The following is a 2029-nucleotide window of genomic DNA, read 5'->3' as shown; positions in this document are numbered from 1 at the left end:
ATTGCCCTCGAAGGCAAGAATGAAAAGTTTATAGAAGTGGTAGAAAAGACCCTGCACAAGCTTTCCAACCGTGATTACATAAATTTTGATGAGAAATATGTTAAACTTATTATGCTTTCTTATTTTATGCTAAGCAGCGTGTACCTGGTAAAATCGGAATACGAAGTAGAGGATGGATATATAGATATAGCTCTATTGAGGATGGAGCCCATTGATCCTGCCTATTTTGCAATATTTGAGGTAAAGTACATTAAAAAATCAGAGTATGAAGCACACGGAGAAAAAATCATAGAAGAAAAGAAAAATGAAGCCATAGAACAGATAATGAAATACCGAAGCTCCAACGAACTTCAAAACCTGCCCAGGCTTAAGAAATGGGTAGTTGTTTTTGTGACGGATAAATGTGTTGTTAATGTGGAGATATAAAATGGGAGAATGATTTAATGTTTAAGGGTAACATAATAACAACCAAGGGGAGGGTTCGCTTATGAAGTTATATAACGATGTTATAATGGTAGATAGTCATGTACATATAGTGGGATTTGAGAGCATGGATTTCCTGGAAAGCTATTTATATGGCTATGGCCTGGATAAATTGAATATTGTAAGCCTTGCATGCAAAGATAGAAATCTGATAATGCAAAATATCTTATGTGCATTGTTTAAGATGAAACATCCCGGGAAGGTATATGCCTATGGTTCATTATATTATCCGTATTATCCGCTGGATGATAAAATTCCGGGCGATTATAACTTTGTTGATCAGGTCAAAACATTAATGGATACTGGGTTTGATGGAATAAAAATGCTGGAAGGCAAGCCCACCTTGAGAAAAAAGATAGGTGTGCCCTTGGATTCACCAATTTTTGACGATTACTATTCTTATCTTGAAAAACAGGGTATTCCTGTTGTATTCCATGCAGCAGACCCTGAAACTTTCTGGGACAAAGATACTGCGCCCGAGTTTTCCTTTGAGCATGGTTGGTTTTATGGAGACGGTACATTCCCAAAGAAGGAAGAGATTTATAATGAAATTGAGGGTATATTGAGTAAGTTTCCGGAATTAAGAGTGACTTTTGCGCATTTCTATTTTTTATCCAATGATATCGAAAGAGCGGCAGCGTTTCTTGATAGGTGGATGAATGTAAAATTTGACATAACCCCGGGCAGGGAAATGTATGATAATTTTTCAAAAAAACCAGCGGCGTGGAAAGAATTCTTTAGCAAGTACCGGGATAGAATTGTTTTTGGAACGGATATGGAAGATAGCATGTTCCAGGGAGGGCCTCAAGATATCATAAATACCATAAGGAGGTTTCTTGAAACTGATGATAAATTTGACAATTGGGGATTTGAAATAAACGGATTGTCATTGGAAAAGGATGTAATTGACAGGATTTATTACAAGAATTTTGAGTCTTACGCAGGAGAGGTTCCTAAGAAGATAAATGTTGAAATGCTGCTTGAAGGGTGTAGAAAAATAAAAGAAATTGCTTTGAAGGATACTTGTTTAACAGGTTATGCACAGGAAATAGACAGGGTACTTGGTATGCTCAAGTAGGGTAGTTGGCAGTTGTCTTTTTTATTAAAAGAAGATTGAATTTATAACCTGTATACAATTGTAAAATGGATGAATAAGGATTATAATGTGTTTATGATTCTAAACAAGAATGAAGGATGATTGTTTGAGCAACAGTTATTTTTATTTAATAGAAAGAGAAGCAAACCGGAAGCGGGATAACAGTGAATATAAGGAAGAAATTGGTCAAAGGCTTTTGGAGGCGTTGAAGGAAATAGCCGATAGATACAGCAGCATACAACATCAGAGATGAAGCACGAATTTAAAAGAAAGAGAAAACAAGAGTTATAGAGAGTAGCAAAAAAATATTTTCGCAAAACCGAGTTGGACACGTACAAGATTAGTATTGTATAGTAGACTTGGGGGAGGTAGGTAATCAAGTCATGAACAATACTAATAGAACATTTTCAGGTAGGACATTTAGTCCTGAAGATATAGAAATGATAAAAT

The 2029-nt window shown here is 35.7% G+C and carries 3 protein-coding genes; all 3 read left to right on the top strand.

The annotated features are described in order from the left end of the window. Positions 1–426, top strand: a 426-nt coding sequence (locus tag HPY74_20925; GenBank protein ID NSW93070.1) for a PD-(D/E)XK nuclease domain-containing protein, incomplete at its 5' end; no start/stop codon positions are given. Between the two features lie 61 nt (positions 427–487). Continuing rightward, the gene (locus HPY74_20920; protein NSW93069.1) at positions 488–1561 is read left to right on the top strand and encodes an amidohydrolase family protein; all 1074 of its coding nucleotides are present in this window, start codon (positions 488–490) and stop codon (positions 1559–1561) included. Between the two features lie 124 nt (positions 1562–1685). Further along, complete coding sequence (locus HPY74_20915) at positions 1686–1832, top strand: hypothetical protein (protein NSW93068.1); 147 nt, start codon at positions 1686–1688, stop codon at positions 1830–1832. The last annotated feature ends 197 nt before the right edge of the window (positions 1833–2029 follow it).

The organism is Bacillota bacterium (assembly GCA_013314855.1).
In the GTDB taxonomy this organism is placed as follows: Bacteria; Bacillota; Clostridia; order Acetivibrionales; family DUMC01; genus Ch48.
The sequence above is the reverse complement of the archived record's forward strand: the minus strand, read 5'-3'. Positions and strand labels throughout refer to the sequence as shown.

What these genes read in the sequence shown, in the direction of transcription:
- HPY74_20920 (NSW93069.1), top strand. Translation starts at nt 488, where the DNA reads ATGAAGTTATATAACGATGTTATAATGGTAGATAGTCATGTACATATA.